Source organism: Novosphingobium sp. AP12, assembly GCF_000281975.1.
Lineage (GTDB): Bacteria > Pseudomonadota > Alphaproteobacteria > Sphingomonadales > Sphingomonadaceae > Novosphingobium.
The window spans coordinates 11,909-36,072 of record NZ_AKKE01000018.1; the positions used below are offsets into that span (position 1 = coordinate 11,909).

Consider the following 24,164-nt stretch of genomic DNA (forward strand, 5'->3'; position numbering starts at 1 on the left):
TCAACCGCAAGCCTTGCAGGCGGGGTCCTTGGCGATCTTGAGTGGCCGCATGGAAGGGGCCATGCCGTCGATCAGGTGGAGCGTGCCGAACTGCGGCTCCCCGAACGCGGCGCGGCCTGCCAGCAGCACCCGCATCCCATGCATGGCGGCGAAGGTGCCCACCATGCCGACCATCGCGCCCAGCACGCCGTCGGCGGCGCAGGTGTCGCAATCGACCGCGTCGAACGCATCACCCACGAAGCAGCGGTAGCAGGCCTGGCCGGGCAGATGCCCCGCGAAATTGGCGACCTGCCCCTGGAAGCGACCAACCGCCGCGCTCGTGAGGGGAACGCCCAGTTCTACACAGGTATCTGACACCAGCAGCCGAGTCGCGAAGTTGTCACAGCCGTCCAGTACGAGGTCCGCGCCGGAAACGACCTCTTGCGCGTTACCAACCCCTACTCGCGCGACAACGGGATCGACCTTCAGGCCAAGATCAAAACGCCGCACCCATTCGGCTGCCGCTTCCGCCTTGGGCCTGCCGACATCCGACGGCGTATAAATCGTCTGGCGCTGGAGGTTGCTGATGTCGACGACGTCATCATCCACCAGGGTGAGACGGCCTATGCCGGCTGCGGCGAGGTACTGCAGGGAAGGACTGCCGATCCCGCCGCAGCCGACAAGCACCACATGCGCCTCGCTCAGCGCCACCTGTCCCGCGCCGCCGACTTCGGGCAACACGATGTGGCGCGCGAAGCGGCCCAGTCTGTCCGCGGTGATGGTCATGGCGTTTCGGGGTCCTCGGGCAGGCGCTCCTTGACGAAGCCGTGCATGCCATTCCACCACTGCACTGCGATGACGGCGCCCTTGGCCGGCTGGAGCATGCCCAGCATCATCACGAGCGCCAGCGGCACCAGGATCGCCATCATCGCCACAGGGCCCAGCTCGAAGTCGAGCGAGAGCATGATGATGAGCGGAGCCATCAGGTGACCAGTCACGATCATGGCGATGTAGGCGGGAAAGTCGTCGGCCCGCTGCGGGGTCAGGTCGAGCATGCAAACCGGGCAGCGCTCGCGCGGCTTCAGCCACTTGCGGAACAGGCTGCCCTGCTCGCAGCGCGGGCAGCGACCGCGAATGCCGCGCCAGGCAGCTTGTGCGAAAGTGGCTGGGATCATCCCCGAGCGCCTACAGCATGAGCGGCGGGGGGTGAAGCGGCAAGATCCGCGCCTCCTCGCGATCCCGCTCCGGCGGGGATCACGAGGGCGGCGGGGTCGGCCTCAAAAGCCCAGGATGTGCACTTGGTTGCGCCCGGCGTTCTTCGCCGAATAGAGCGCCGCGTCGGCCTGCTTGGTGGCTTCGCCGAGCTGCGCGAAAGTGCGTACCGGGGCAAGGCCGCAGGAGAAGGTGACCGCGTGGTCCTCGATGCCAAGCTCGGTATCGAGCGCGATCGTGGCGCGCAGGCGCTCCATCACCAGGCGGGCTTCCTCGACCGTGGTGTGGGGCAGGAGCACGGCGAACTCCTCGCCGCCCCAGCGCGCGGCGATGTCGCTGCGGCGCAGGTGGTCCTCGATCTTGCGGGCGAGGGACTTGAGGATGACATCGCCCGCAGCATGGCCGAATTCGTCGTTGATGGCCTTGAAATGGTCGATGTCGATGATGCCGAGCACCGCATTGCTGCGGCCGCGCAGGACCTGCTCGGCGGAGTCGAGGAAACCACGGCGGTTGCGGATGCCGGTGAGGGGATCACGCTCCGCTGCATCGACGAGTTGCTCGATGCGCGCGGCGGTGTCGTTCGCCGCGGTGGTGACGCCGTTGAGAAGGCGGCCAACGAGGTCGTTGCCGCCTTCAGGTACGGCCACGATCCGCTCTCCGTTCTGGATTGCCGCGAGCATCGCGGTGGCCTCTCCGATCGGCGCCAGAAGCGCATGGATCGCGGCGAGGCCGAGACCGGTGCCGACCAGCGTCGCGACCAGCAGCGTGACGAGAGTGCCGATCTCCCAATGCCCGGTCAGCGCCTGAAGCGCGATGCACGCGAGCAGCGGGACGTGGACGGCGCCGAAGCAGAAGAAGAGAACCCGGCGCTCGTAGCTGCGGGGAAATAGAAACGCGGTGGCCCTGTAGAAGCGCATGGGGGGAATGCCTTCTTTCCGTTGATTGAAAATGAAACGCGAAAACGCCTCGATTTGAATACGGAAGGTGGCTTATGGAAGTGTTAATTCCCGCGCCGAAATGGCAGATTTCCGCCGCGAACGGAAACGCGGCGGATTTTATTCAGCTTTCGAGCTGGCGCAGGAGCGAGCGCACGTCACCGTCCATGTCCGCGTCCCGGGTACGCAGTTCCTCGATCAGGCGGACCGCGTGAATGACCGTCGAGTGATCGCGGCCGCCGAACTTGCGGCCGATCTCAGGGTACGAGCGCGGGGTCAGCACCTTGGCAAGGTACATGGCAACCTGGCGCGGGCGCACGACGGCGCGGGCGCGGCGCTTCGAGCTCATCTCGGTGCGGTCGATGCGGTAGAACTGGCAGACCGTGCGCTGGATCTCGTCGATCGTGATGCGGCGGCGGTTCGCCGAGAGGATGTCGGTGAGCTGTTCCTCGGCGAGCTGGAGAGACACGGCCTGGCCGGTGAGCTGCGCGTAGGCGATCAGCTTGTTGAGGCCGCCGACCAGTTCACGCACGTTGCGGTTGATGGTCCGGGCGAGGAACTCGATGACATCGGCTGGCACCACGATCGAGGCGAAGCGCGTGAGGCGGCTTTCGAGGATCGAGCGGCGCAGTTCGATGTCGGCGGGCAGGATGTCGGCGACGAGGCCCATCGACAGGCGCGAGAGCAGGCGCGGCTCGACACCGTCGAGCGCCTGGGGCGCCCGGTCGGCGGCGAAGACGAGGCGCTTGCCTTCCTGGAGCAGGGCATCGATCGTGTAGAGCAGTTCTTCCTGCGCCGACGCCTTGCCGATGATGAACTGGATGTCGTCCACCAGCAGCAGGTCGAAGCCCCGCAGGCGCGACTTGAACTCGATCATCTGGTTCTGGCGCAGCGCCTGCACGAACTCGACCATGAAGCGCTCGGCCGAGCAGTAGAAGATCCGGGCATGCGGGTGGCTGGCGAGATAGGCGTGGCCGATCGCGTGCAGAAGGTGCGTCTTGCCCTGGCCGGTCGCGGCCTTGAGGTAGAGCGGCGAGAACTGCGGCGTCTCGGTCGCCGCCATGCGCTGCGCCGCGTTGCAGGCGAGCACGTTGGAAGTGCCGGTCACGAAGCTGGTGAAGGTCTGCGAGGCGTCGATGCCTGCAGGGCCCTGGCCGAGCGCGGCGAATGATTCGCCCGCGAGGGCGACGCCGAGCGGGTCGATCGAGCCTTGCGCCGAATCGTTCGCGGGCGCGCTCGACGGGCGGCCGCCGTTGCCGAGGCGCAGTTCGGGAAGCTGGCGGCGGCCGGGATGCACGAGGATACGAACGTGGCGCACGTCGGGGCGGGCGATCTTCCAGGCCAGCGAGAGCCGGTCGGCGAATCGGTCCGTGACCCAGTTCGCGGAGAATTCGGTGGGAAGGTAGAGGTCGAGCGTGCCGGTTTCCGCGCAGTAGTTGCCCGGCTGGATCGGCTTGATCCACTGGCTGTGCGCCTGATGTCCCAGGTCCTTGCGCAGGCCCTGGCTGATGTCCGCCCAGTCCGCCGCCAGGTTCACGGCTTCCTGATCTTCTTCCATCGACACTCGCACCGCCTTAGACTTCCTGTTCACGCCGTTCGCACCTTGTTCGACCATCGGGTTCACCGGGGGCACCACCGAGGGGTGGCCTGTTGACGTATTTGACACTGGTCGAACTCCCCTCGTTCGCATGAACGCTCGCATAACGTTCGCGTGAACACCCCTGCGTTGCGGACGAAGGCTCGACATCGGAAGCGGTGGTGGAAGGCGGCAAAGGTAAAACCTTCCCCCAGCCGCAAACGCATGTTTGCGGCCGTTGTTCCAGACGCTATCGATGTTTCCCCGGCCAGTTCCGCAACGGCCGAGCCCCCTTTTAGGAAGGCGTTCGCCTCACAAGCAAGACGCCCCTCCCCAAATAAATAAAATTATGGCTGTTGACTCACTCGCGACCCGCCGATTTCCGTCGCCGAACTGTAATGTGCTTTAGATTCAGAGTGTTCCGCGTCGCAGCGTCCCGAATCGCAGCATTTCCGTGAGTTTAATGAAGCCCGTGCTGCACTGCAGCAAAAACCAAAAACGGAGCCGGGATCATCGACCCCGGCTCCGTTCTTGTTTCGTGCTTCGAGACAGGTGCCCCGCACCCGCCTCAAATGCGAATCGGCCTGCGACTCAGAGCGCGGCGACGCGCTTGGTCAGGCGCGACAGCTTGCGCGCAGCAGTGTTCTTGTGAAGCACGCCGCGAGCGACGCCGCGAGCCAGCTCGGGCTGTGCAGCCTTGAGCGCTTCAGCGGCGGCAGCCTTGTCGCCACCGTCGAGAGCCGTTTCGACCTTCTTGACGAAAGTGCGGATGCGGCTGACGCGGTTGGTATTGATCTCGGCGCGGCGATCGTTGCGACGGATGCGCTTGCGGGCTTGCGGCGTATTGGCCATCGAATTTCCTTTGTCTGACCCCCAACTGCTGACTGGGCGGCCTATGCCTAACGAATCTGCTGTGGCGAGCGGACTCGCCGGAAAGCGCGGCCCTTAGCGATGAAGGCGCTTTGCGTCAACCCGGACGGGCTCGCTCAAACCGCCTATTTCTGGCACTTGCGGCACCAGAAGGTGCTGCGCCCGCCCTGCACGAAGCGCAGGACCGGCGCCCCGCACGAGCAGGCCTCGCCCTCGCGTCCGTAGACCTGCCACGAGGCGGCGAAATAGCCCAGCTCTCCATTCGGCTGCGCGTAGTCGCGGATGGTGGAGCCGCCTGCCGCGATTGATTCGCCCAGCACGGCCTGGATCGCGGGCACCAGCCGGGATAGCGCGGGGAGGGTGACGAGGCCCGCCGCCTTGTCGGGGCGGATGCCGGCACGGAACAGCGCCTCGCACACATAGATGTTGCCGAGCCCCGCGACGATCGTCTGGTCGAGCAGCATCTGCTTGATGGGCGCGATGCGGCCCGCGAAGGCGCCTTGCAGGTGGCGCGGGGTCAGCCCGTCGCCCAGCGGCTCGGGGCCGAGCGCGGCGAACGCGCCCCACGAATCGAGTCCGGCGGTCGGCACGAGGTCGACCGAGCCGAACCGGCGTGCATCGTTGAGCGCAAGGACGTGGCCCGCGCCGGTCTCCAGTACGAGATGGTCGTGCTTGTCGGGCGTCTCTGGCTCTATTCGCCAGCGGCCCGACATGCCGAGGTGGAAGACCATGGTCTGCTCGCGGTCGGTATGGATGAGGCCGTATTTCGCGCGCCGGCCCATGCCGGTCACCCGCGCGCCCGTCAGCGACTGGACGAGGTCGAGCGGAAAGGGCCGCCGCAGGTCCGGGCGGTTGACCGCGACGCGCGTGATCCGCTCGCCCTCGAGGAAGCGGGCGAGGCCGCGGACGGTGGTTTCTACTTCCGGAAGTTCTGGCATGACACGATCCAGATAGGGACACGGGCCGCCCGAGCCAATCCCGCACTGCACGAGACCCGGCAATCGCCCTCGTCAGCGACTCGTGCCGCCGCTAAGGCATTGGCCATGCCCGAATCCCGATCGAATACGCGTGCCTTCCTCCTGCTCGGCCTCGTGATGCTGTTCTGGGCGGGGAACTCGATCACCGGCCGGGGCGTGCGGGGCGACATCCCGCCCTTCACGCTCGCCTTCGGGCGCTGGCTGGTCGCGGTGCTGGTGATCGCGCCCTTCGCCGTGCGCACCCTGGTGGCGGAGCGGGCGGCAGCGCTGGCCGGGTGGCGCTGGATTCTGGCGCTCGGGTTCCTCGGGATCGTCTGCTTCAATTCCTTCATATATTCCGGCCTGCACCACACCACTGCCGCCAACGCGCTGCTGCTGCAGGCCTCGATCCCGGCGCTGGTGCTAGTGCTCGACCGCGCGATCTTCGGGACGCGGGCGACGGGGCTGCAGATCGCAGGCGTGGTCGCCTCGACGCTGGGCGTGGTCTGGATCGTGTTTCGCGGGGACATATCGGCACTGTCGAGCCTGCGGCTGGGCGTGGGCGATGCGCTGATCCTGTGCGGGGTGCTCGTCTGGGCGCTCTATACGGTACTGCTGCGCAGGAAGCCGGCGATCTCGGCTTCGAGTTTCCTGCTGCTGGTCTTCGTGATCGGCGCGCTGGCCATGGCGCCGCTGGCGATGTGGGAGTGGCGACAGGGGCTGTCGGTCCACTGGAGCCCGCGGGTGCTGGCGGCCTTCGCTTATGTCGGCGTGTTTCCCTCGGTCCTCGCCTACTTCATATACAACACCGCGACCGCGCGGCTCGGCGCGGGCCGGGCGGGGCAGGCGATCACGCTCATGCCGCTGTTCGGGGCGCTGCTGTCGGCGCTCCTGCTCGGCGAGCGGCTTGAGGGCTACCACTTCGCAGGGATGGCGCTGATCCTGACGGGCATCGCGATCGCGGCGCTGGCATCGCGGCCCGGACGCGCGAAACAAAACTAAGGTGGCGCGCCCCCGCGCGGATGGTTAGAGGACTGACCCCATGAGCGAAACCAGCGATACCGTTTCCTTCGGCTACGAAGAAGTCCGTCCCGAGGAGAAGGAGGAGCGCGTTGGCGCCGTCTTCTCCGCCGTCTCGCGCAAGTACGACATCATGAACGACGCCATGTCGGGCGGCATGCACCGGGTCTGGAAGGACAAGTTCGTGCGCCGCGTGAAGCCGCGCGCGCACGAGCAGATCCTCGACATGGCGGGCGGCACCGGCGACATCGCCTTCCGCATGGAGAAGGCGGGCGCGCGCATCACCGTCTCGGACATCAACCAGGACATGCTCGACGTCGGCATCGAGCGCGCCATGGACCAGGGCATCGACACCCTCGTCTGGTCGCGCCAGAACGCCGAGGAGCTGACTTTCGACGACCGTTCCTTCGACGCCTACACGATCGCCTTCGGCATCCGGAACGTGACCCACATCGACAAGGCGCTGGCCGAGGCGCACCGCGTCCTGAACTACGGCGGGCGCTTCTTCTGCCTCGAATTCTCGACCACCGAATGGCCCGGCTTCAAGGAAGTCTACGACGCCTACTCGCACAAGCTGGTGCCCAAGATCGGACAGATGATCGCGGGCGATGCCGATTCGTATCGCTACCTGATCGAATCGATCCGCCGCTTCCCGCCGATGCCCGAGTTCGAGCGCATGATCCGCGAGGCCGGCTTCAGGCATACCAAGGTCGAGCCGATCATGGGCGGCCTCGTCGCGATCCATTCGGGCTGGAAGGTCTGAGCCCGGCGTGACCAGCACTCCCGTCCACATCTGGCGCCTGCTCAAGTGGGCTCGCGTCCTCGCGCGTCACGGCGCTTTGCGCGGGATCGAAAACGACCGTAACGCGCCCGCGCCGGTCAAGCGGCTGTGCCGCATCGCCCGCCTCGGGGCGCGCCAGTCGCCGGAGCCCGACTATGCCGGTGCCTTCCAGGAGATCGGCCCGGCCGCGATCAAGCTCGGCCAGGCATTGGCGACGCGGCCGGACCTTGTTGGTGAAATACCCGCGCGGAACCTGCTGAGCCTGCAGGACAGCCTGCCGCCGGTGCCTTTCGCGGCCATCCGCACCCAGATCGAGAGCACGTTCGGCCGCCCCATCGATACGCTGTTCGCCAGCATTGAAGAGGACCCCGTAGGCGCCGCCTCGATCGCGCAGGTGCACCGGGCAGTGACGCTCGACGGGCGGCAGGTCGCGGTCAAGGTCCTGCGCCCCGGCATCCGCGAGCAGTTCACGCGCGACGTCGATACTTATGAATGGGCCGCGGCACACCTCGAGGCGCTGGGCGGCGAGGCGACGCGCCTGCGCCCGCGCGCGGTCATCGCCAATCTCAAGCGCTGGACCCTGCGCGAATTCGACCTGCGGCGCGAGGCGGCCTCGGCCTCCGAGCTTTCGGACGCAATGAAAGGTATCGAGGACTACCGCGTCCCTGCAATCGACTGGGACCGTACGAACGGTTCGGTGCTGACGCTCGAATGGATCGACGGCATCAAGATGAGCAACCTTGGCGCGCTGCGAGAGGCCGGGTACGATCTGCCCGCGCTCGCCCGGCGGCTGGTGCTGACTTTCCTCACCCAGGCGATCTCCTGCGGGTTCTTCCACGCCGACATGCACCAGGGTAACCTGTTCGTGCAGGGCGGCGCGGGGCGCCACACGACCATCGTCGCCATCGATTTCGGCATCATGGGCCGGATCAACCGCCAGGCACGGCTGTGGCTGGCGGAGATTCTCTACGGTCTCACCACGGGCAACTACCGCCGCGTCGCGGAAATTCACTTCGAGGCGCAGTATGTGCCCAGCTATCATACGGTCGAGGAGTTCGCGACGGCGCTGCGCGCGGTGGGCGAGCCGATGCGCGGCAAGGCGGTGTCGGAGCTGTCGGTCGGACAGATGCTCGACGGCCTGTTCGCCATCACCCGCGATTTCGACATGGCGGTCCAGCCGCACCTGCTGCTGCTGCAGAAGACCATGGTCATGGTCGAAGGGCTGGCGACCGCGCTCGATCCCAAGATCAACATGTGGGACGTGTCGGCGCCTTTCGTGAAGGGATGGATTCGCGACGAACTCGGCCCCGAGGCAGTCATCGTCGACCGTCTGCGCGAGGACGTCGACACCCTGCTGCGGCTGCCCGCGCTGGTCCGCCGGATCGAAGAGAGCTTCCCCGCCAAGGGCGGCGCTCCGGAGCAGGCGCCGCTTCCCGATGTCGACATCATCTGGGCTCGTAAACGTGAAAGTAACCATTGGGGTGGCTATGCTCTGGCCGCAATCCTCGGGGGCACTGCGGCGTGGGCACTGACGTACTGGACACTTCTGGCCTGAGGCCCGCGGCCCCTGTCGTGACGACAGGGTGGTTCGCGTGTCTGTCGCCGCTCGCCGCGCGGGCGGTGCTGGCGGCGCTGGTCGTCGTGCTCATCGCGTCCATGATCGTGCCGACCAACAAGCCGGGTAACCGCTCGCCATGGGTCGGTCCGGTCGAGGGGCCGGTCGATACCGCCGGCAAGGCGGTCGACACCAAGGACAAGCCCTACGACGAGGACATCGCCCTCTACGAAGTCGCGATCGAGCGCATCGCCAGGGGCGAGAACTACTACGACTTCATCGTCCCCGAGCAGCGCGGACGCGACTACCCGGTGAACCCCGGCATCGCCGTGCGCCTGCCGACGCTCGCTTACATCGACGCCTGGCTCGGCAAGACCGGGCAGCTTGTCGCCGCCATCGCGCTGATGCTGGCGATCATCGCGGTGTGGTGGCAGCGGCTGGGCGAGGAACCGGAGGACCACGGGCGCGTGAGGCGTCTGGGCACGGCGCTGGTGTTCGTCGGCGCCTCGCTGGGGCTCAACCGCCATTACTTCCCGCTTCACGAATTGTGGGCGGGCGGGCTTATGGCGCTGTCTTTCGGCCTGCACCGGATCGGGCGGAACGGGAAGGATGGCCGCTGGGTCGGGGCATTGCTCGTGGCCGCGCTGGCGCTGGCCATCCGCGAGCATACGCTGCCCTACGTCATGCTCATGGCCGCCTTCGCGCTGTGGCAGCGCAACTGGCGCGAAGGGGCGGCTTGGAGCCTGCTCATCCTGCTCTTCTTCGCCGGGCTCTGCTGGCACCTCGCCCTCATCGCACGGGACGTGCTGCCGAGCGACCGCCACGGCCCGCCCTGGCTGGTGCTGCGCGGCATGACGGGCTGGCTCGCCAATGTCGTGCAGTCGAGCAACCTGCGCTGGCTCCCGCACTTCCTTGCCGGACCGGCGGTGATCCTGATGACCTTCGGCTGGCTCGGCTGGCGCAGCCGTTCGGGGCTGCTGGGCTTCCTGCTCTGCGCGGGCTACGGCGCGGCCTTCATGATCGCGGGGCGGTGGGACAACTTCTACTGGGGCGCGATGATCGCGCCCGCCATGTTCGCCGGAATCGTCTTCGCGCCGCGCGCGGTGTCGCAGCTTCTGGCGGCGGCGCAGATCAGGCGCTCCGCAAACTGATTGCGTGTCCCTGCCCGCTGTTGCAAAAGCCCGGGTCATGAACGGACCCCGGATTCTGCTCGTCGTCGGCGGCGGCATCGCTGCCTACAAGTCCTGCGAACTCGTCCGCACCATCCGCAGGAACGGCGGTTCGGTAACCTGCGTCCTGACCGAGGGCGGGTCGAAGTTCGTGACCCCGATGACGCTCGCCGCGCTGTCCGAAAAGCCGGTGCACACCACGCTCTGGGACCTGAAGAACGAAGCGGAGATGGGCCACATCCAGCTCAGCCGCGAGGCCGACCTGGTGGTGGTCTGCCCCGCCACCGCCGATCTCCTTGCCAAGATGGCGGCGGGGATCGCCGACGATATCGCGACCACCCTGCTGCTGGCGACCGACAAGCCGGTCATGGCGGTCCCGGCGATGAACGTGCGCATGTGGCAGCACGCCGCCACCGTGCGCAACGTCGCGACCCTGCGCGGTGCCGGGGTCGACGTGATGGAGCCCGACGAAGGCCCGATGGCCTGCGGCGAGTTCGGGCCCGGCCGCCTGCCCGAGATCGACGCGATCTGGCAGCGGATCGTCTGGGCGCTCGGCGGTGACGCTCCCGCGCCACGCTCGGCGCTCGCTGCCAAGGGCGATGCCCGCCCGGCGCCGCCCACCGATCCCGAGGCGATCAACCATCTCGTCACCGGAGGGGCCGCCCCGCAGCCCTTCGATGCGCTGGCCGGGCAGCCCGATTTCGATCGCGGCACCGAGCACCGGCTGCTCTACGGCCGCCACGTCCTCGTCACCGCCGGGCCGACGTGGGAGCCGATCGACCCTGTGCGCTACATCGCCAATCGCTCGTCGGGCAAGCAGGGCTTCGCCATCGCCGCCGCCGCCGCCGAGGCCGGCGCCCGTGTGACGCTCGTGTCGGGCCCGGTGCATCTGACGACACCCCCGGGTGTGGACCGGGTCGACGTCGAAAGTGCGCTCGAAATGGCCGAGGCGGTGGCGCAGGCGCTTCCCGCCGACATCGCCGTCATGGTGGCCGCCGTCGCCGACTGGCGCGTGGCGCGCTCGGCCGACCAGAAGCTCAAGAAGCAGGGCGGCGGCATTCCCGCGCTGGAGCTTACCGAGAACCCCGACATCCTCGCCACCCTCGCGAAAAGCCCGCAGCGCCCGGCGCTGGTGATCGGTTTCGCGGCCGAAACGCAGGACGTGATCCGCTACGCCCAGGAAAAGCGCGTCCGCAAGGGCGCCGACTGGATCATCGCCAACGACGTCTCGGGCGACGTCATGGGGGGCGATGCCAACGCCGTCCACATCGTCACCGCCGACGACGTGATCTCGCTTCCCGAAATGCCCAAGGAGGATGTCGCGCGCATCCTCGTCGAAAGGTTTACCGATGCACTCCCCCGCTGAAGTCCCCGTCATGGTCAAGGTCCTGCCTCACGGCGAGGGACTGGACCTGCCCGCCTACGCCACCGAAGGCGCGGCCGGCATGGACGTGGTCTCGGCCGAGGACGTGACGCTGGCCCCCGGCGCGCGCCATGCGGTGGCGACGGGCCTGTCGGTGGCGATCCCTGCCGGGTTCGAGATCCAGGTCCGGCCGCGCTCGGGCCTCGCGCTCAAGCACGGGATCAGCGTGCCCAATTCGCCCGGCACCGTCGATTCGGACTATCGCGGCGAGTTGAAGGTGATCCTCATCAACCTCGGCGCCGAACCGTTCTCGATCCTCCGCGGCGACCGCGTGGCGCAACTCGTGCTGGCGCCGGTGACGCGCGCTTCGTGGCTGAAAGTCGATGAACTGGAGGAAACCGTGCGCGGCGAAGGCGGTTTCGGCTCGACCGGCGGGGTAGTCGCGCTGGGCAACTGAGCCCGTGCTCAATCGCCGCTCTTTTCCTTCTCCCGGCGCGACTTGCGCCACTTGAGGCCGTACCAGCTCGCGCCGCCGAGACCGCCGATCATCACCGCGCCCTTGGCCAGCGTCTCGAAAGCGGTGGTCAACGCTCCGATCGTGACGCCCCAGAAGAGCTGGGAAAGGATGGCCATGAAATTGTGCATCGGTCTCCGGACGAACATACTGACGGGGCACCGCCGCCATAGCAAAAGGACGGGCCCGCATTATTTCAGCGGACCCGCCCCTCGGTGTCTCCCACTCTTCGCAGGGGGGAGCCTGTCAGTCAAATTTCGTCAGAAGGTCACTTCTTCTCCGGCGCGACGGTAATGCGCACGGTCTCTCCGGAGTTCCCGGGGAAATTCGTGAACATGGCTTCGACCAGGTTGGGGACGAGATACTGCAGGCGATTGGAGGAGGAAACGGCCTCGGCCTTGCCTTCGAACAGGCGCTGGCCATCGGCGACGCGGTCGATCTTCATGTCGATACCGCTGGTGAAGACGGTGTACGATTCGATGCCGTTGTCGAAGAACGGATCGTAGAAGCCATAGGCCCAGGGACCACCGTAGCCCCAACCGCCCCAGCCGCGGCGTCCGTAGAAGCCGCCGTAGCCGCCGTAGCCGCCCCAGGGACCCCAGTAGGAACCGGCCATCGGGGTGGAGCGAACGCGCTCGCGGCCCGAATCGACGCCGTAGTTGAAGCGGACGACGAGATTGGCGCTGGCAGGGTCCTCGACCGGGACATACCCGACCTTGGCCATGCGATCGCGCAGGATCGAGGCGTACGTGGCGAACTCGAGCCCGCCGGACAGCTTGGGATCGTCGGCGACGATGGCGAAAGTCTGGCCCGCAGGAGCCGGTAGCTGCGACTGGAAGCGCGAGACGTCGGCCTTGAACGGCGTCGTGCAGGCGGCCAGGGCCATGAGCAGCGCGGCGGCTGCGGCGAGGCGAAGCCTGCCTATTTGCGATCCGGAATGGTGTTTCATCTTTTGTCTGCTCCACGAACTCCGAAGAGCCCCTGACGCCCATCCCCGGCGCGGCCTTCGATTCTTTGCGATACTGTCGTAAAATCAATGCCCTGAATAGCGCTTGAATGAACTTGGCGTGCGGCGGGCCGTGCAGCCCGTTCACCCGCCGTCCAACTGATCCGACGACTTGATCGCTTGTCCTTCATGTAGGAAGGGTAGAGCACGATGAACAGCCCGGTTCCCATACTTTCGCTCCAGTGCGGCAAGGTCGCTCCGTTCCGTGGGCCCGGCGAGCCGAGTGCCATCGGCAAGGTGCCGGTCGCGGGCCGCATCCGCGCCCATCGGCTTGGGCTGGAAGGCGATGCACAGGCCGATCTTTCGGTGCATGGCGGGCCGGACAAGGCGATCCACCACTATCCTCACGACCATTACGCGTTCTGGCGCGGCGCGATCGGCGACCATCCGCTGCTGGGCAGCTACGGCGCGTTCGGCGAGAACATCTCCACGGCCGGGCTGACCGAGGACACCGTCTGCATCGGCGACCGCTGGCGGCTGGGCAGCGCGCTCGTCGAGGTGAGCCAGGGGCGTCAGCCGTGCTGGAAGCTCGACCACCGCTTCGACGGCGCCAGGGTCAATGCGGCGTGCATCAAGTCGCGGCGTCCCGGCTGGTACTACCGCGTCGTCGAGGAAGGCGAGGTCGAAGCGGGGGAGGCGATGGAACTGGTCGACCGCCCGTTCCCCGACTGGAGCGTGCTGCGCGTCTTCGGCCTCCTCATCGCCGGCGACCACAAGACCGACCGCGCCGGGCTGGAGGCGCTGGGAGAAGTCACCGCGCTCGCGGCGCCGTGGAAAGGGCGGCGGGCGAAGCTGCTCGGTTGAGCGGTTGCATGACGCGCAAGTTGATGAAAGGCATGCGTGCGCCGTTTCCCTAAGGGCGGGGGGACCGGATTTTGCGGACGATGCAAAGAGCGGGCAGGAGTTTGGCAGGCGTCTTCGATGTAGGAAAGCGCCCAGGCAAGGGCGGCGTCCTCCCGGCTCGGAAAGAAACCGCCGTCAAGTCCCGGCGCCCAGCCCCGCCGACGGCGCCCGCCCTCAGCCGCGCATGATGCCGAGCGCGTCGTAGGTCTTCTGCAGCGTCGGGATGCCCAGCGCGCGGGCCTTTTCGCCGCCCTTGCGCAGGATCGCGTCGAGCGCGGGGATATCCTCGCGCAGCGCCAGGAAGCGCTCGTTGATGGGGCCGAGCTTCTCGACTAGCAGTTCGCCCAGCGCGGGCTTGAACTTGCCGAAGCCCTCGCCGCCGAACTCGCCCAGCACCGCATCGACGGTGCTGCCCGCCATCGCCGCGTAGATCGCGACGAGGTTCTTGGCCTCGGGACGGCCTTCCAGGCCCGCTTTTTCGGACGGCAGCGGCTCGGGGTCGGTCTTGGCCTTCTTCACCTTCTGCATGATGGTGTCGGCGCTGTCGGTCATGTTGATGCGGCTCATGTCGGAGGGGTCCGACTTGCTCATCTTCTGGGTCCCGTCGCGCAAGCTCATGATGCGCGCGGCCTCGGGCGGGATGAACGGCGCGGGCAGCGTGAACAGCGGCGCGTCTTCGGTGCAGAAGTCGTTGTTGAACTTCTGCGCGATGTCGCGCGCCAGTTCCAGATGCTGCTTCTGGTCCTCGCCTACGGGGACGTGGGTGGCCTGGTAGAGCAGCACGTCGGCAGCCTGCAGCACCGGATAGGTGAACAGCGCGACGCTGGCGCCCTCGCGGTTCTTGCCCGCCTTGTCCTTCCACTGCGTCATGCGGTTCAGCCAGCCCATGCGCGCAGTGCCGTTCAGCAGCCACTGCAGTTCGGCGTGCTGGGGCACCTGGCCCTGGTTGAACAGGATGGAGCGTTCGGGGTCGAGCCCGCAGGCGACCAGCGCCGCGATCATCTCGCGCGTGTTGGCGGCGAGGTCGGCGGGGACGTGCGGCATCGAGATCGCGTGGAGGTCGGCCAGGAAATAGAGGCATTCGCCCCCCTCGGCCGTGACCTTGTCCTGCATGGCCACCCAGTTGCGGATCGCGCCCAGGTAGTTGCCGAGGTGCAGGTTGCCGGTGGGCTGGATGCCGGAGACGATACGCATGGAATTCCCGTTTCGGATGGTCGGTTAGCGGCGGCGCCGCAGGAGCTTGAGGTCGTCGCGGGTGAAGGCGCCCGAGACCAACGTGGCGAGCCCATAGACGAGGCAGCCGGCCGAGACCAGCACTGCCAGCGTCAGCCCGCGCACCGCCCATGTGCCGTGGAGGTAAGGCGTCATCAGCCCCTGCCCGAACCACAGCGCGGCGCCCATCGCGACCGCCGCCAGCGCGAGGCGCGGAGCGCGGCGGCGCAGGCGCGCATCGACGACGAAGTGGCCGCGCTTCACCAGCGTCCAGTAGAGCATGGCGACGTTGACGGTGGAGGCGATCGCGGTCGCCAGCGGCGGACCCATGTGCTGCAGCGGCACGATCAGGATGAGGTTGCCGACAAGGTTCACCGCCATCGAGATCATGGCGTAGCGGACCGGCGTGCGGGTATCCTGCCGGGCGTAGAAGCCCGGCGTCAGCACCTTGACGAGGATGTAGCTGGGCAGGCCGATCGAGAACGCGGCGAGCGCCTCGGCGGTGCGGGCGACGTCGTTGGCGTCGAACTTGCCGTAGCCGAACAGGGCGGCCGCGATCGGGCCGCCGCAGACGATCAGGGCGACGGCGGCGGGCAGGGTGAGCAGCAGCGCGAGTTCGAGCCCGCGGTTCTGCGTCTCCATGGCCGCTGCCTCCTGCCCGGCACCGAGCTGGCGTGAGATCGTCGGCAGCAGCACGGTGCCGAGCCCGATGCCGATGAGGCCGAGCGGCAGCTGGTTCAGCCGGTCGGCCATGTAGATGTAGGTCACCGAACCGTGCGCCAGCAGGTAGGCGGCCAGCGCGGTCGAGATGACGAGGTTGATCTGCACCGCGCCAGCCCCGGCGGCGGCGGGCAGCACCAGCTTGAGCAGTTGCTTCACGTCGGCGTTCCACACCGGCATGCGCAGGCGCATCGACACCCCGTTGGCGCGGCAGGCCCAGACCAGCCACAGCAGCTGGAGCGCACCCGATACAGAGACGCCGATCGCCTGGTTGCGCGCGGTGACGAGCGGGTCGTCGGCATGGAAGCCCAGCAGCGCCACGATCAGCGTCAGGTTCAGCAGGATCGGCGCGGCGGCGTTGACCCAGAACTTGTTCATCGAATTGAGGATGCCGCCCAGCAGCGACACCACGCTGATCAGCGCAAGGTAGGGGATGGTGATGCGGCTGAGCGAGACGGCGAAGGCGAACTGGTCCGTCGTGACGTCGTTGAACCCGCCGGAGAGCATGAGCGTCACCGGCCAGGCCAGGACTTCGAGCACCACGGTCATCGCGATCAGGATCGGCAGCAGCACCGACAGCGCCTGCTCGGCGAAGAGGATGCCCGCCGGGAGCCCCGGCCCGCTCGTGTCGCCGACCTTCTTGTTGAACATCGGGATGAACGCCGAGGCGAAGGCCCCTTCCGCGAACAGCGCGCGGAACATGTTGGGCAGGCGGAAGGCGATCAGGAAGGCGTCCGAGGCGAAGCCCGCGCCGACGAACCGAGCGAACAGGCTGTCGCGCACGAGGCCGAGCACGCGGCTGGCCAGCGTCAGCCCGCCGACGCTGGCAAGGGCTTTTGCAAGGTTCATGCGCGCCGTATCCCTGTCACACAACGCCGCTTTCATCTGCAATTAAGGGAGCGGGGCGCCATGTCGCGCCCCGCCCGGAGTTCGTTCAGGCGTGGCCCGCAGGCTCGCCCATGCCGGCTTCGGCCTGCGCGGCCTGGGCCTGTAGCTGCTGGACGTAGAGGCCGTTGAAGTCGATCGGCTCGAGCATGAGCGGCGCGAAGCCCGCATCGCGCACGGCATCGGCGATGACGCGGCGGGCGAAGGGGAACAGGATGCGCGGGGCCTCGGCGAACAGGAAGGCGTGGCCCTGCTGCTCCTCGAGGTTGCGCATGCCGATGAGGCCGCAGTAGCTCAGCTCGACGGCGAAGGCGACGCCGGCGCTGGTGCGCGACGAGCAGGTGATCTTTAGCTCGACCTCGTGGACCTCGCCCTCGATCGCGCGCGCGCCGATGTTGAACTGCACGTCGACTTCAGGCTGTTCCTGCCAGGCGAAGCTCTCCGGCGAGTTCGGGTTCTCGACCGAAAGGTCCTTGACGTACTGCGAGATGATACCGGCTGCGGGCGCGGAGTCCTCGCCGTTGCCGAGGTTGAGGTCGGAAATGATGTTGCCTTCGTCGGCCATCTGATGATCGTCCCGAAAATGAAAACTGGAAAAATGTGCGTGGGTGGCCGCCTAAAACATTTTGCAGGATCGGGGAACACCCGAGCATCCGGAAAATTGTAGTCGGTATGTCCCGATAGGGCTCAGGACGGCGCAAGGGCAGTGCGGATCGCAGCGAAAGCGGCTTCGACCGGGCGAAAAATACCCCACTCCGCCCGCTCACGCGTTGTTCATTTGTAATGACTACCTATCTGGGGCTATGTTGGAGAGCTAAGGCGCGATGCGCCGGAGTCTCTCCGTGAGGCTCCTGCCGCAAACGCCGGAGCCGGCCGCCGCTGATGCCCGGATGTCGACAGCCGATATCCACTGCAGGCCGTGCGGACAGAAGGGATGGATTTAGGGACGTGACACCGGAAATAGTGATCCTGGCCATGATCGCAGCCTTCCTCGGCCTGCGGCTCTACTCCGTGCTCGGCCGCCGTGCCGAGCATGAGGAAGAACCGATCCAGGGTCGTTTCGAGGGCCGTCAGGGTCAGCAGCCGGGCGCACCGCGCGTCGCCGCGCCCGCCAAGCCCGATGCCCGCGGTGAAGACCGGGCCCGCACCCAGCAGCCGCAGCGCCTGCGCGAAATGCCGCTGGCCTCGCCGTCGGTGGAGCGCGGCCTCGCCGAGATCGCCCAGATCGACCGCCGCTTCGACGCCGCCGCCTTCGTCGAGGGCGCCCGCAGCGCCTACCGCATGATCCTCGAAGCCTTCTGGAAGGGTGACAAGGCGGAACTGCGCAACCTTTGCGACGACGACGTCTATGCCGGCTTCGCCGATGCCATCGACGCACGTATCGCTGCCGGTGAAACGCTCGACAACCGCCTGATCCGCATCGAGGAAACGACGCTCGTCGCTGCCGGCGTGGAAAGCGGTTTCGCGCGCATCACCCTGCGCTTCCGCACCGACATCGCCGCCGTCACCCGCGACGCCGAGGGTAATGTCATCGCCGGTTCGCTCGACGATGCGATCGAGGCGATCGACCTGTGGACGTTTGGCCGCGCGGTCAACTCGCCTGATCCCGACTGGCTGCTCGAAGAGACCGACGAAGGTTGATCGCCCGCTTGGGCTTGATATCCATTCGCGCCTGAACTGCCCCGCGCCTTCGTGTGCGGGGCTTTGGCGTTAAGGGGAGGGCGATCTTGCAGCTTTGGGGGAAGGCGCCGGCGATCGCCGAAAGGTCCGCGCGCGCGGTTCTGATGACGGCCATGGTCGCCGTGCTGGCTGCATGCGGCGGCATCGTTCCCACCACCGGCGGACCATCGCCGACCCGGCCGCCGGTCCGTCCTCCCGTTCGCCCGGGTCCCTCCACCCCGCTGCCGCCCCCGCCGCAGAACGCGCTGGTCTTGGGCGTGCGCGCCGGGCCTGCCGTCTCCTCGCTGCCGATGACCGCCGCCAAGGCCGCCGGCGCGCTCGCCTCGTTCCGCGAAAGCTGCGCGCGCCTGACTTCGCGCACCGACGGCAGCGGACTGACCCGCCCCGCCGACTGGCGCGCCGCCTGCGCCGCCGCTGCCGGATGGGGCACGGCCTCGCCCATCGGCTTCTTCGCCAGCTACTTCGAGACCGTGCGCGTGGGCGACGGGTCGGCTTATGCCACCGGCTACTACGAGCCCGAGATCGCCGGGTCGCGCACCCCGCAGCCGGGGTATTCCGTACCGGTCTACGCTTTCCCGCCCGACCTCGTGCGCGCGCGTCCCGGTGACGCGCAGCCGCTCAAGGACGGCCGGATGCCGCTGGGCCGCTACGGGCCGGACGGCAGATTCACCAGCTACTTCGACCGCGCGCAGATCACCAACGGGGCGCTCGGCGGGCAGGGGCTGGAGATCGCCTGGGCCGCCGATCCGGTCGAGTTCTTCTTCCTCCAGGTGCAGGGCTCGGGGCGTCTCGTGGCGCCCGACGGCACGGTGACGCGCATCGGCTATGCCGGGCAGAACGGCCTCGCCTACACCGGCATCGGCGGCGTCATGCGCGACCGGGGGCTCGTCGGCTCGGGGCCTGGGCAGTATTCCGGCTCGATGCAGGGCATCATGAAATACATCCGCGAGCATCCCGTCGAGGGCCATGCGCTGATGAACCAGAATCGCTCGTGGGTGTTCTTCAAGGTGCTGAACGGCGACGGCCCGCTCGGCGCGCTGAACGTACCGGTGCGGGGCGGCGCTTCGGTCGCGGCCGACCCTCGTTTCGTGCCGCTCGGCGCCCCCGTCTGGCTCGACCTCGACCGGCGCGAGGCGAACGGCATCTGGGTCGCTCAGGACACCGGCGGCGCCATCAAGGGCGCCAACCGTTTCGACACGTTCTGGGGCGCGGGCACCCGCGCGCGCACCGTGGCGGGCGGCATGAGCGGCCGGGGCAGCGCGCTGGTGCTCGTACCCAAGGGGACGCTGGCGCGCCTGGGCGCAGGGCCGGGTACGCGATGAGACGACCGGGCCGCGGGCTCACGCCGCAGGAAGCGCAGGTCTGGGCGCTGGTCGCGCGCACGGTGAAGCCGCTGGTGCCTCCCCGCAAGCTGGCCGAGCAGCCGAAGATCGTGCCCGAGCCTGCGCCCGCCGCGCCGCTGCCTCCGGCCAGGCGCGTGAAGGGCCGCGTTCCCCCGCCGCTCGCGCCGAAGCCCGTGCCCGCCAAGCCGAAAGCCGAGGCGCCCGCGCACCTCGACGGATCGTGGGACAAGCGCATCGCCAAGGGCACGTTGATGCCCGATTTCAGCCTCGACCTCCACGGCTCCACGCTCGACCAGGCCTATTCGCGGCTGATGCACGGGCTGACGCAGGCGAAGTCGATGGGCGCGCGGGTGGTGCTGATCGTCACCGGCAAGCCGCGCCCGGTGGACGCCGCCGACCGGGGCACCGCTCGCGGCGCGATCCGCGCCAAGGTCGCCGACTGGCTGGCGGCGAGCGACCATGCCTCGGACATCGTCGCCATCCGGGGCGCCCACCGCCGCCATGGCGGGCAGGGCGCGATCTACGTTGTGCTGAGGAAACGGCGCTGAACTGCTGGTAATACAGCGTCCGTTCTGGAATGTTCAAAAGTGACCGTAACTTCTCAAGTCACGGTAGTCGCGGTATAATTGTGGCTGCGGCGTGATATATGTAGTGCCGCATCCGATCCAAAATCCTCCGCGCCGGTTTGGAGTAACGATCCCGGGAAGTTATGCTCGCGCAAGGAATTGCAGCGCCCCGTTGCAGGTCCACGGAGTTGCGGATGGCTCTTTTCTTCTTCCACGTACAGGATGGCCGTGCCCAGGACTTCGACGGCGTGGAGCTTCCTGACATCGATGCCGCGCGCAAGGAGGCGGTGCGCTTCGCCGGATACCTGATCCAGCAGGCGGCGGAGACTTTCCGCCCCGACGAACTCTGGTCGATGCGCGTCTGCAACGAGCGGGGCGCGAGGTATATGACGCTGGAGTTCTCGGTGATCGACGACCCCTTCATGCCGGCCTGACACGAAACGGGCGGAAGTCTTTCGACTCCCGCCCGCCTCTCGTTATCGCCTGCGGCTCAGGCGGCCTTGGCGGCCTGACCGGCCTGGGCGATCTCTTCCGGAGCCTCGTTGCGGATCAGGTAGTCGAACGCGGAGAGCGCCGCCTTCGAACCCTCGCCCATGGCGATGATGATCTGCTTGTAGGGCACCGTGGTCACGTCACCTGCGGCGAAAATGCCGGGGAGGTTGGTCGCGGCCTTCTCGTCGATCATGATCTCGCCGCGCGGGGTAAGCGCCACGCCCGAGTCCTTGAGCCATTCGGTGTTGGGCACCAGTCCGATCTGGACGAACACGCCTTCCAGCTCGACCTTGTGTTCCACGCCGGTGGTGCGGTCCTTGTAGACCAGCGCGTTGACCTTCTCGCCGTCGCCTTCGACCTCGGTGGTCTGGGCGGAGGTGAAGATGTCGACGTTCTTCATCGAGGCCAGCTTGTCGACCAGGACCTGGTCGGCGCGCAGCTTCGCATCGAACTCGATCAGGGTGACGTGGCCGACGATGTTGGCGAGGTCGATCGCCGCCTCCACGCCGGAGTTGCCGCCGCCGATCACCGCCACGCGCTTGCCCTTGAACAACGGGCCGTCGCAGTGCGGGCAGTAGGCCACGCCCTTGTTCTTGTACTGCTCCTCGCCGGGAACGCCAAGGTTCCGCCAGCGCGCGCCGGTGGTGAGCACGAGGCTGCGGGCCTTCAGCGAAGCGCCGTTGGCGAACACGACCTCGTGATAGCCGCCGACTTCGGTCGCGGGGATCAGTTTCTCGGCGCGCTGCAGGTTCATCACGTCGATGTCGTACTCGGCGACGTGCGATTCCAGCGCGGCGGCGAGCTTGGGGCCCTCCGTGTAGGGGACCGAGATGAAGTTCTCGATGCCCATGGTGTCCTGGACCTGCCCGCCGAAGCGCTCAGCGGCGATGCCGGTGGAGAAGCCCTTGCGTGCGGTGTAGACCGAAGCCGCAGCCCCGGCGGGACCGCCGCCGACGATCAGCACTTCGAAGGGCGCCTTCTCGGCCAGCTTGGCAGCGGCCTTGGCGTCGGCGCCGGTGTCGAGCTTGGTGAGGATTTCCTCGACGCTCATCTTGCCCGAACCCCACATCTTGCCGTTCAGGAAGACGGCGGGGACGGCCATGACGCCGCGCTCCTCGACTTCGGCCTGGAACGTGCCGCCCTCGATCAGCGTCGCGTTGACGTGCGGGTTGTTGAGCGACATCAGCGTGAGGGCCTGCACCACGTCGGGGCAGTTGTGGCACGAGAGCGAGAAGTACATCTCGAACTCGGTGCCGCCTTCCAGCAGGCGGATCTGCTCCAGCACCTCGTCGGAGACCTTGGGCGGATGGCCGCCGGCCCACAGCAGGGCGAGGACCAGCGAGGTGAACTCATGGCCGAGCGGCAGGCCGGCGAAGCGCACCCAGGCGCTCGCGTCGCTCGCGCGGCGGATGATGAAGCTGGGACGGCGCGCGTCGTCGCCGTCGAAAGTGGCAGAGACCTTGTCCGAGAGCGAGGCGATGGTGGTCAGCAGCTCGCGGGTCTCGGTGGACTTCGCATCGTCGCCGAGAGAGGCGACGAGCTCGATCGGCTCGCGCAGCATGCCGAGGTATTGCGAGAGCTGTTGCTTCAGGGTGGCGTCGAGCATGGTCGTGGTCCTTTGGAAATTGCGTTGGGAGAAAGGGGGCGGCCCGGGGCGTTTCCCGCCGGCCGCGCCTCATGCACTGGGCGATAGGGCGCGGCTCGGGGGAGGGGGAAACCCCGGGCCGCGCACCTTCACGCGACCCGAAGGGTGTCGCGGGTAGTCTTAGATCTTGCCGACGAGGTCGAGCGAGGGAGCCAGCGTGTCGCTGCCTTCTTCCCACTTGGCCGGGCAGACCTGGCCGGGATGCTCGCGCCAGTACTTGGCGGCCTTGATCTTGCGGACGAGTTCGACCGCGTTGCGGCCCACGCCCTCGGGGGTGATTTCGACCAGCTGGATCACGCCGTCCGGATCGACCACGAAGGTGGCGCGGTCGGCCAGGCCGACGCCTTCGCGAAGCACGCCGAAGTTGTTGGTCAGGGCGTGGTTCTGGTCACCGAGGAAAGCGTAGGTCAGCTTGCCGATGGTCTCCGAGGTGTCGTGCCAGGCCTTGTGGCTGAAGTGCGTGTCGGTCGAAACGCCGTAGACTTCCACGCCGAGGCCCTGGAGCGTCGCGTACTGCTCGCCGAGGTCTTCCAGCTCGGTGGGGCACACGAAGGTGAAGTCCGCCGGGTAGAAGAAGAAGACGGCCCACTTGCCGGCGATGTCCGCCTCGGTGACGTCGAAGAAGTCCTTGCCTGCCTGGAAGGCGGTGTTCTGGAACGGCTTGATGTGGCTGCCGACGATACCCATGGATGTATTCTCCCTCGTTGGGTGGTTGAAACTGACGAGACGGAGATAGCCCGGCGGCGTGACGATTTGTAGGCCCATGATCCGATTGACCTGATCGGGTCAGGCGATCAGTGGACGGTGGATTGTGCGGATGCGTCGATGAGATGCGCCGTGTTGCGGTTCCGCCGGCGAAGTGCCTAGATAGCAGGCGCTACACATGCCCGGGACGGCGCGAGTCGCGGCTCGAAAGCCAGGGGAGAGGAAAGACGGCATGCTGATCACTGCATTGCCCAAAGGCTTCGGGGCCGAAGTCACCGGGTTCGATGCCCTTCACGGCGGGACCGGCGACGAGATCACCCTGTTGCGCCAGGCTTATCACGACCATCACCTGCTCGTGTTTCGCGACGCGGTCGGATAGCCGCCCGAACGGCAGGTGGAAGTGACCGGCTGGTTCGGCCCCGTGATCGTCGAGGGCGCGGCGTGGACCGTGCTCGACAATGCCGAGCCGGCGGGCAGCTACCGCCTGCCGTTCCATTCCGACATCACCTTCGTCGAGCATCCGCTCGCCGGCATCTGCCTCTATCCGCTGGCGCTGCCGGAGGGCGGGACCGCGACCACTTTCGTCAGCACCGCCGCCGCCTGGGACGCCTTGCAGCCGGGGCTCCGGTCCGAACTGCACGACCGCAAGGCGCGACACTACTACGAGAGCGCGGGCCACATCGACCTCGGCCTGCCGGTGTTCGAGCACTGGCACCCGGTCCGCATGACCCACGCCGCGACCGGGCGCCCGCTGTTGTTCGTCACCGAACACCATGTCGACCGCATCGAGGGCATGGACGAGGTTCGCTGCGCCGAGGTGCTGGAGCAGCTGTTCGCGGTGCTCTACGCGCCGGAGGCCCAGTACGAGCACGTCTGGCGCGAGGGCGATCTCCTGGTCTGGGACAACATCGCGGTCCAGCACGCGCGGCCCGAGGTGGCGGAAATTTCGCGCGGCAGCCGCATCATGCGGCGGGTGCAACTCGGCACCCACAGCTTCATGAGCCAGGTCGAAGCCCTGCGCGAGGGTCAGGCCGCCCCGGCCGCCTAGCGCCCGGCCCGCAGCAGCCGCACCAGCGTCTCGTCCAGCGCGGAGAGGAAGCGCGAGCGGTCCTGCTTGCCGAACGGCGGCGGCCCGCC

General features: G+C 67.5%; 26 protein-coding genes and 1 pseudogene. 13 read left to right on the top strand and 14 right to left on the bottom strand.

The window, feature by feature from the left end:
- The 6 genes from PMI02_RS03735 to mutM form a co-directional block, all read right to left on the bottom strand.
- A complete protein-coding gene (locus PMI02_RS03735) occupies nt 1–765 on the bottom strand; it encodes a HesA/MoeB/ThiF family protein (RefSeq protein WP_007678971.1) in 765 nt (254 codons plus the stop codon).
- Nucleotides 762–1,154, bottom strand: coding sequence for a DUF983 domain-containing protein (locus PMI02_RS03740; RefSeq protein ID WP_007678973.1), 393 nt, complete (start codon nt 1,152–1,154; stop codon nt 762–764). The genes PMI02_RS03735 and PMI02_RS03740 overlap by 4 nt, the downstream gene beginning before the upstream one ends.
- Before the next feature lie 102 nt (nt 1,155–1,256).
- Complete coding sequence (locus PMI02_RS03745; protein WP_007678975.1) at nt 1,257–2,108, bottom strand: GGDEF domain-containing protein; 852 nt, start codon at nt 2,106–2,108, stop codon at nt 1,257–1,259.
- A 142-nt stretch (nt 2,109–2,250) separates the two neighbouring features.
- Nucleotides 2,251–3,684, bottom strand: coding sequence for a chromosomal replication initiator protein DnaA (dnaA, locus tag PMI02_RS03750; protein WP_036502140.1), 1,434 nt, complete (start codon nt 3,682–3,684; stop codon nt 2,251–2,253).
- Between the two features lie 609 nt (nt 3,685–4,293).
- Entirely contained in the window at nt 4,294–4,554 is a 261-nt protein-coding gene (gene rpsT, locus PMI02_RS03755; protein ID WP_007678979.1) for a 30S ribosomal protein S20, read from the bottom strand.
- Nucleotides 4,555–4,697: 143 nt separating this feature from the next.
- On the bottom strand, nt 4,698–5,510 hold the full coding sequence (gene mutM / locus PMI02_RS03760; RefSeq protein WP_007678981.1) for a bifunctional DNA-formamidopyrimidine glycosylase/DNA-(apurinic or apyrimidinic site) lyase: 813 nt from the start codon (nt 5,508–5,510) through the stop codon (nt 4,698–4,700).
- Nucleotides 5,511–5,615: 105 nt separating this feature from the next.
- Here mutM and PMI02_RS03765 point away from each other — a divergent pair, with 105 nt between their 5' ends.
- From PMI02_RS03765 to dut, 6 genes are read left to right on the top strand one after another with little or no spacing between them, the layout of a single operon-like run.
- A complete protein-coding gene (locus PMI02_RS03765; protein WP_007678982.1) occupies nt 5,616–6,530 on the top strand; it encodes a DMT family transporter in 915 nt (304 codons plus the stop codon).
- A 40-nt stretch (nt 6,531–6,570) separates the two neighbouring features.
- Nucleotides 6,571–7,311, top strand: a complete 741-nt coding sequence (locus tag PMI02_RS03770) for a class I SAM-dependent methyltransferase (RefSeq protein ID WP_007678983.1) — start codon at nt 6,571–6,573, stop codon at nt 7,309–7,311.
- Between the two features lie 7 nt (nt 7,312–7,318).
- Nucleotides 7,319–8,884 carry a 2-polyprenylphenol 6-hydroxylase gene (ubiB, locus tag PMI02_RS03775; protein ID WP_007678984.1) on the top strand — a complete coding sequence of 522 codons (1,566 nt, stop codon included), beginning with the start codon at nt 7,319–7,321 and terminating at the stop codon, nt 8,882–8,884.
- A gap of 17 nt (nt 8,885–8,901) precedes the next feature.
- Entirely contained in the window at nt 8,902–10,035 is a 1,134-nt protein-coding gene (locus PMI02_RS03780) for a hypothetical protein (protein ID WP_238538973.1), read from the top strand.
- Between the two features lie 37 nt (nt 10,036–10,072).
- Complete coding sequence (locus PMI02_RS03785) at nt 10,073–11,419, top strand: phosphopantothenate--cysteine ligase family flavoprotein (protein ID WP_007678987.1); 1,347 nt, start codon at nt 10,073–10,075, stop codon at nt 11,417–11,419.
- Nucleotides 11,403–11,873 carry a dUTP diphosphatase gene (dut, locus tag PMI02_RS03790; protein ID WP_007678993.1) on the top strand — a complete coding sequence of 157 codons (471 nt, stop codon included), beginning with the start codon at nt 11,403–11,405 and terminating at the stop codon, nt 11,871–11,873. Before PMI02_RS03785 ends, dut begins: the two co-directional genes overlap by 17 nt.
- Nucleotides 11,874–11,881: 8 nt before the next feature.
- On the opposite strand, the gene PMI02_RS03795 is transcribed toward dut, so the two are convergent.
- Together PMI02_RS03795 and PMI02_RS03800 are read right to left on the bottom strand one after the other, a co-directional pair.
- Nucleotides 11,882–12,049, bottom strand: coding sequence for a hypothetical protein (locus tag PMI02_RS03795; protein ID WP_238538974.1), 168 nt, complete (start codon nt 12,047–12,049; stop codon nt 11,882–11,884).
- Between the two features lie 149 nt (nt 12,050–12,198).
- Nucleotides 12,199–12,879: a DUF4136 domain-containing protein gene (locus PMI02_RS03800; protein WP_007678996.1), complete on the bottom strand. Its 681-nt coding sequence runs from the start codon at nt 12,877–12,879 to the stop codon at nt 12,199–12,201.
- Between the two features lie 207 nt (nt 12,880–13,086).
- Here PMI02_RS03800 and PMI02_RS03805 point away from each other — a divergent pair, with 207 nt between their 5' ends.
- Nucleotides 13,087–13,740 carry an MOSC domain-containing protein gene (locus PMI02_RS03805; RefSeq protein ID WP_007679000.1) on the top strand — a complete coding sequence of 218 codons (654 nt, stop codon included), beginning with the start codon at nt 13,087–13,089 and terminating at the stop codon, nt 13,738–13,740.
- A gap of 213 nt (nt 13,741–13,953) precedes the next feature.
- Here the strand turns inward: PMI02_RS03805 and trpS are convergent, their stop codons facing one another.
- The 3 genes from trpS to secB form a co-directional block, all read right to left on the bottom strand.
- Nucleotides 13,954–14,973 (bottom strand): tryptophan--tRNA ligase, encoded by a 1,020-nt coding sequence (gene trpS, locus PMI02_RS03810; protein WP_007679004.1) that lies wholly within the window; start codon nt 14,971–14,973, stop codon nt 13,954–13,956.
- A gap of 24 nt (nt 14,974–14,997) precedes the next feature.
- A complete protein-coding gene (gene murJ, locus PMI02_RS03815; protein ID WP_007679005.1) occupies nt 14,998–16,560 on the bottom strand; it encodes a murein biosynthesis integral membrane protein MurJ in 1,563 nt (520 codons plus the stop codon).
- An 85-nt stretch (nt 16,561–16,645) separates the two neighbouring features.
- On the bottom strand, nt 16,646–17,161 hold the full coding sequence (gene secB, locus PMI02_RS03820; RefSeq protein WP_007679008.1) for a protein-export chaperone SecB: 516 nt from the start codon (nt 17,159–17,161) through the stop codon (nt 16,646–16,648).
- Nucleotides 17,162–17,544: 383 nt separating this feature from the next.
- On the opposite strand from secB, the gene PMI02_RS03825 reads away from it, so the two are divergent.
- From PMI02_RS03825 to PMI02_RS03840, 4 genes are all read left to right on the top strand, one after another.
- Nucleotides 17,545–18,237 carry a Tim44/TimA family putative adaptor protein gene (locus tag PMI02_RS03825; RefSeq protein WP_007679011.1) on the top strand — a complete coding sequence of 231 codons (693 nt, stop codon included), beginning with the start codon at nt 17,545–17,547 and terminating at the stop codon, nt 18,235–18,237.
- A gap of 143 nt (nt 18,238–18,380) precedes the next feature.
- Nucleotides 18,381–19,598, top strand: coding sequence for a murein transglycosylase A (locus tag PMI02_RS03830; RefSeq protein ID WP_036502154.1), 1,218 nt, complete (start codon nt 18,381–18,383; stop codon nt 19,596–19,598).
- Nucleotides 19,595–20,167 (top strand): Smr/MutS family protein, encoded by a 573-nt coding sequence (locus PMI02_RS03835; RefSeq protein ID WP_007679016.1) that lies wholly within the window; start codon nt 19,595–19,597, stop codon nt 20,165–20,167. The genes PMI02_RS03830 and PMI02_RS03835 overlap by 4 nt, the downstream gene beginning before the upstream one ends.
- Before the next feature lie 212 nt (nt 20,168–20,379).
- Nucleotides 20,380–20,619, top strand: coding sequence for a hypothetical protein (locus tag PMI02_RS03840; protein ID WP_007679018.1), 240 nt, complete (start codon nt 20,380–20,382; stop codon nt 20,617–20,619).
- Nucleotides 20,620–20,675: 56 nt separating this feature from the next.
- On the opposite strand, the gene ahpF is transcribed toward PMI02_RS03840, so the two are convergent.
- Nucleotides 20,676–22,283 (bottom strand): alkyl hydroperoxide reductase subunit F, encoded by a 1,608-nt coding sequence (gene ahpF, locus PMI02_RS03845; RefSeq protein WP_007679020.1) that lies wholly within the window; start codon nt 22,281–22,283, stop codon nt 20,676–20,678.
- A gap of 159 nt (nt 22,284–22,442) precedes the next feature.
- On the bottom strand, nt 22,443–23,009 hold the full coding sequence (gene ahpC / locus PMI02_RS03850) for an alkyl hydroperoxide reductase subunit C (protein ID WP_007679022.1): 567 nt from the start codon (nt 23,007–23,009) through the stop codon (nt 22,443–22,445).
- Between the two features lie 250 nt (nt 23,010–23,259).
- Between ahpC and PMI02_RS26910 the strand changes: the two genes are divergently transcribed.
- Nucleotides 23,260–23,406, top strand: coding sequence for a hypothetical protein (locus tag PMI02_RS26910; protein ID WP_007679025.1), 147 nt, complete (start codon nt 23,260–23,262; stop codon nt 23,404–23,406).
- Nucleotides 23,407–23,421: 15 nt separating this feature from the next.
- On the top strand, nt 23,422–24,075 hold the full coding sequence (locus PMI02_RS03855; RefSeq protein ID WP_036502144.1) for a TauD/TfdA family dioxygenase: 654 nt from the start codon (nt 23,422–23,424) through the stop codon (nt 24,073–24,075).
- Here the strand turns inward: PMI02_RS03855 and PMI02_RS27860 are convergent.
- Nucleotides 24,072–24,164: pseudogene (locus PMI02_RS27860) on the bottom strand (YaiI/YqxD family protein); the annotation flags it as partial. The gene PMI02_RS03855 and the pseudogene PMI02_RS27860 sit on opposite strands and share 4 nt — an antisense overlap.

What these genes read in the sequence shown, in the direction of transcription:
- PMI02_RS03735 (WP_007678971.1), bottom strand. Translation starts at nt 765, where the DNA reads ATGACCATCACCGCGGACAGACTGGGCCGCTTCGCGCGCCACATCGTG.
- PMI02_RS03740 (WP_007678973.1), bottom strand. Translation starts at nt 1,154, where the DNA reads ATGATCCCAGCCACTTTCGCACAAGCTGCCTGGCGCGGCATTCGCGGT.
- PMI02_RS03745 (WP_007678975.1), bottom strand. Translation starts at nt 2,108, where the DNA reads ATGCGCTTCTACAGGGCCACCGCGTTTCTATTTCCCCGCAGCTACGAG.
- dnaA (WP_036502140.1), bottom strand. Translation starts at nt 3,684, where the DNA reads ATGGAAGAAGATCAGGAAGCCGTGAACCTGGCGGCGGACTGGGCGGAC.
- rpsT (WP_007678979.1), bottom strand. Translation starts at nt 4,554, where the DNA reads ATGGCCAATACGCCGCAAGCCCGCAAGCGCATCCGTCGCAACGATCGC.
- mutM (WP_007678981.1), bottom strand. Translation starts at nt 5,510, where the DNA reads ATGCCAGAACTTCCGGAAGTAGAAACCACCGTCCGCGGCCTCGCCCGC.
- PMI02_RS03765 (WP_007678982.1), top strand. Translation starts at nt 5,616, where the DNA reads ATGCCCGAATCCCGATCGAATACGCGTGCCTTCCTCCTGCTCGGCCTC.
- PMI02_RS03770 (WP_007678983.1), top strand. Translation starts at nt 6,571, where the DNA reads ATGAGCGAAACCAGCGATACCGTTTCCTTCGGCTACGAAGAAGTCCGT.
- PMI02_RS03785 (WP_007678987.1), top strand. Translation starts at nt 10,073, where the DNA reads ATGAACGGACCCCGGATTCTGCTCGTCGTCGGCGGCGGCATCGCTGCC.
- dut (WP_007678993.1), top strand. Translation starts at nt 11,403, where the DNA reads ATGCACTCCCCCGCTGAAGTCCCCGTCATGGTCAAGGTCCTGCCTCAC.
- PMI02_RS03795 (WP_238538974.1), bottom strand. Translation starts at nt 12,049, where the DNA reads ATGGCCATCCTTTCCCAGCTCTTCTGGGGCGTCACGATCGGAGCGTTG.
- PMI02_RS03800 (WP_007678996.1), bottom strand. Translation starts at nt 12,879, where the DNA reads ATGAAACACCATTCCGGATCGCAAATAGGCAGGCTTCGCCTCGCCGCA.
- PMI02_RS03805 (WP_007679000.1), top strand. Translation starts at nt 13,087, where the DNA reads ATGAACAGCCCGGTTCCCATACTTTCGCTCCAGTGCGGCAAGGTCGCT.
- trpS (WP_007679004.1), bottom strand. Translation starts at nt 14,973, where the DNA reads ATGCGTATCGTCTCCGGCATCCAGCCCACCGGCAACCTGCACCTCGGC.
- murJ (WP_007679005.1), bottom strand. Translation starts at nt 16,560, where the DNA reads ATGAACCTTGCAAAAGCCCTTGCCAGCGTCGGCGGGCTGACGCTGGCC.
- secB (WP_007679008.1), bottom strand. Translation starts at nt 17,161, where the DNA reads ATGGCCGACGAAGGCAACATCATTTCCGACCTCAACCTCGGCAACGGC.
- PMI02_RS03830 (WP_036502154.1), top strand. Translation starts at nt 18,381, where the DNA reads ATGACGGCCATGGTCGCCGTGCTGGCTGCATGCGGCGGCATCGTTCCC.
- PMI02_RS03835 (WP_007679016.1), top strand. Translation starts at nt 19,595, where the DNA reads ATGAGACGACCGGGCCGCGGGCTCACGCCGCAGGAAGCGCAGGTCTGG.
- PMI02_RS03840 (WP_007679018.1), top strand. Translation starts at nt 20,380, where the DNA reads ATGGCTCTTTTCTTCTTCCACGTACAGGATGGCCGTGCCCAGGACTTC.
- ahpF (WP_007679020.1), bottom strand. Translation starts at nt 22,283, where the DNA reads ATGCTCGACGCCACCCTGAAGCAACAGCTCTCGCAATACCTCGGCATG.
- ahpC (WP_007679022.1), bottom strand. Translation starts at nt 23,009, where the DNA reads ATGGGTATCGTCGGCAGCCACATCAAGCCGTTCCAGAACACCGCCTTC.
- PMI02_RS26910 (WP_007679025.1), top strand. Translation starts at nt 23,260, where the DNA reads ATGCTGATCACTGCATTGCCCAAAGGCTTCGGGGCCGAAGTCACCGGG.